Origin of the sequence: Pseudonocardia nigra (genome assembly GCF_019396355.1) — a bacterium.
In the GTDB taxonomy this organism is placed as follows: domain Bacteria; phylum Actinomycetota; class Actinomycetes; order Mycobacteriales; family Pseudonocardiaceae; genus Pseudonocardia; species Pseudonocardia nigra.
Genome location: NZ_JAHKRK010000389.1, coordinates 1 through 3,016, shown reverse-complemented (window position 1 = coordinate 3,016; position 3,016 = coordinate 1). Strand labels below are relative to the sequence as shown.

The 3,016-nt window shown below is 74.6% G+C and carries 2 protein-coding genes and 1 pseudogene; 2 read left to right on the top strand and 1 reads right to left on the bottom strand.

The annotated features are described in order from the left end of the window. Positions 1–41: 41 nt before the first annotated feature. Complete coding sequence (locus tag KME75_RS40740; RefSeq protein ID WP_219420337.1) at positions 42–248, bottom strand: hypothetical protein; 207 nt, start codon at positions 246–248, stop codon at positions 42–44. A gap of 192 nt (positions 249–440) precedes the next feature. Here KME75_RS40740 and KME75_RS44520 point away from each other — a divergent pair. Then, positions 441–1,487: pseudogene (locus KME75_RS44520) on the top strand (NAD(P)/FAD-dependent oxidoreductase); the annotation flags it as partial. A 138-nt stretch (positions 1,488–1,625) separates the two neighbouring features. Further along, positions 1,626–2,813 carry a cytochrome P450 family protein gene (locus KME75_RS44515; protein ID WP_308283498.1) on the top strand — a complete coding sequence of 396 codons (1,188 nt, stop codon included), beginning with the start codon at positions 1,626–1,628 and terminating at the stop codon, positions 2,811–2,813. Positions 2,814–3,016 lie beyond the last annotated feature (203 nt).

The window sequence follows — 3,016 nt, the reverse complement described above, 5'->3', positions numbered from 1 at the left end:
CCGGCCCCGTGGACGCGGGGCCGGCGGCACCGGCGATCGGATCAACCGGTGCGGCGCACCGGGTTGATCCTGCGGCCCTGCGCCGCCCGGGCGCGGCCGGTGGCGCCGGCGTGGACGGCGCTACCCGTGGCCTTCTTGCCCGAGCGGCCGCGACGGGCCGCGCGGTTGGCGGGCGCCGCGTCGGCGGCCGCGTGGTCGTCGAGGACGATCGACTCGGCGATGACGGTGGTGAGCAACGGATCACGCATGAGTGCCTCCTGCAGGAAAGACGGGGCCGGCGCAGCGGAGCCGGACGGCCCGGGAACTCCGGGACCGGCCAGATGGCTGGGAACGGGCGGCGGGGACGATGTCCGTGCCGCGGGCCGCGCGGGGCGGCGTCTCTCACAGGCGCATGGGAGCAAGAGTAGGCCCCGTCGACCCGGTCCGCCACGGATTTACCGGTGGTTACGGTCGGGGGCGTGACCAGTACCGATGTCGTCGTCATCGGAGGCGGGATCGCCGGCGCCTCGATCGCCTACGAGCTCGCCGCGACCCGCGCGGTCGTCCTGCTCGAGTCGGAGTCGGCGCCCGGCACGCACTCCACCGCCCGCTCGGCGGCCGTCTACGTCCCCGGCCACGGATCCGACGTCGTGCGCGCCCTGATCACTGCCAGCGGACCCCGGTACGGCGTGCTCGCGGCGGAGCTCGACACCCCGCCGCTGCTGACACCCCGCGCGGTCCTGCACGTGGCGGTGGACGTACAGGGCGAGCGGATGCTCGCCGCGGAGCTCGCGGAGCGGGCCGGCGAGCCGGGCGGCGCGGTTCCCCTCGAAGTGGAGGAGGCGGAACGGAGGTGCCCGGCGCTCGCCCCCGGCCGCGTGCACGCCGCCGCCGTCGTGGAGGACGCCGCCGACATCGACACCGAGGCGCTGCACCGGGCGTACCTGCGCGGCCTCCGGGCCCGGGGCGGGATCCTGCGCGTCGGTGCCCCGGTCGCCCGCGTGGAGCGCATCGGAGGCGGGTGGCGCGTGCACGCCGGGGGTGAGGCGATCGACGCGCCCGACGTCGTCGACGCCGCAGGGGCGTGGGCCGACGTCGTGGCCGGGGCTGCCGGCGTCCCCCGCATCGGGCTCACCCCGCTGCGCCGCACCGCCGCGATGGTGCGCGTTCCCGACCCGGCTCGCCTGCGGGCGCCGGACGGGCGGTCGCCGATGGTGATCGACGCGGCGTGGCGCTTCTACTTCAAGCCGGAGGGCGACGACCTGCTCGTCAGCCCCGCGGACGAGACACCGGTCGAGCCGTGCGACGCCCGCCCGGACGACATCGACGTGGCGCTGGCGCTGGAGCGGGTCGAGGCGGTCACCGGGCTGGGGCTGCGCTCGGTGCGGACGAGCTGGGCCGGGCTGCGCTCGTTCGTGGCCGACCGCCGTCCCGTCGTGGGCGCGTGGCCCGACCACCCCGGGTTCTGGTTCTTCGCCGGTCAGGGCGGCTCCGGATTCGAGACCGCGCCCGCGCTCGCGGCGTTCGGGGCGGCGGTCGTCACGGGCGGGCCGGTGCCCGCCGACGTCCCGCTTCCGCGGACCGCACTCGCCCCGACGCGTCTGCAAGCTGGTGCTTACATCGGTGAGAAGCGCGAAGGAGTACGGGTGACCGCGAGCCTGGAACTGTTCAAGGGCGCCTTCTGGCGTGACCCCTACGCGGCCTACGCGGGCCTGCGGACCGAGGATCCGGTCCGCACGGTGGACATGGGCGACGGCCCGGTGTGGCTGATCTCCCGGCACGCCGACGTCCGGGCCGCCCTGAACGACCAGCGGCTGTCGAAGGACTGGCGCTACACGCTGCCGCCCGAGCAGCGGGCCGAGGCGCCCGCCACGCAGATCCCGATGATGCTGCTGATGGACCCGCCGGGGCACACCCGGCTGCGCAAGCTGGTGTCGCGCTCGTTCACGCTGCGCCGGATGGAGGCGCTGCGCCCGCGCGTCGCGGAGATCGCGTCGGAGCTGCTCGACGCCCTCCCGGCGACCGGCCGGGTCGACATCATGGCCCGGTACGCGTTCCTGCTGCCGGTGTTCGTGATCTGCGAGCTGCTCGGGGTGCCCGCCGAGGACCGCGACGACTTCGCGGCGTGGTCGAACGTGCTCGTCGACCAGCCCTCGCCGGACGAGTCGATGGCCGCGATGGGCAAGCTGAACGAGTACCTCGTCCGGCTGATCGCACGCAAGCGCGAGCACCCGGACGACGCACTGATCAGTGGGCTGATCGAGGTGGCGGAGGACGGGGACCGGCTGTCCGAGGAGGAGCTGGTCGCGATGGCCATGCTGCTGCTCATCGCCGGGCACGAGACCACGGTCAACCTCATCGGCAACGGCCTGCTCGCCCTGCTCACCCACCCCGAGCAGTTCGCGCTGCTGCGCGAGCGCCCCGACCTGCTCCCGTCGGCCGTCGAAGAGTTCCTCCGCTGGGACTCCCCGGTGCACAGCGCCCCGGTGCGGTTCGCCGCCGAGGACGTCGAGTACTCCGGCGTCACGATCCCGGCGGGCGCGATCGTCACCCTGTCGCTCGCGGCGGCCAACCGCGACGGCGAGCGGTTCGACGACGCCGAGGAGCTGCGGGTCGACCGGGACCCGTCCGGGCACGTCGCGTTCGGGCACGGGCTGCACCACTGCCTCGGCGCGCAGCTGGCGCGGATCGAGGGGCAGGAGGCGATCGGCGCGCTGCTGGCCCGCCGCCCCGGCATCTCGCTGGCGGTCGACCCCATGGAGCTGGTGCACCGGCGCTCCTCCCTGGTCCGAGGCCTCACGACGCTGCCGGTGGACCTGGGCCCGGCCACCTGACGCCGGGCCGGACGACGAGCGCGCCGCGGCCGATCTCGGCCCGGCGTTGCAGCAAAGCCACTTTCACGCAACGTGCTTGCAGGAAAGTGGCTGTCAGGAGAATCGACCGCAGCCTATGAGGCCTTGGCGAGTGTGACCTCGTATCCGAGGTCTTGGAGTGCCTTGAGGTGGCGGTCGCGGCGACGGTCGGGGCTGTCGTGGCG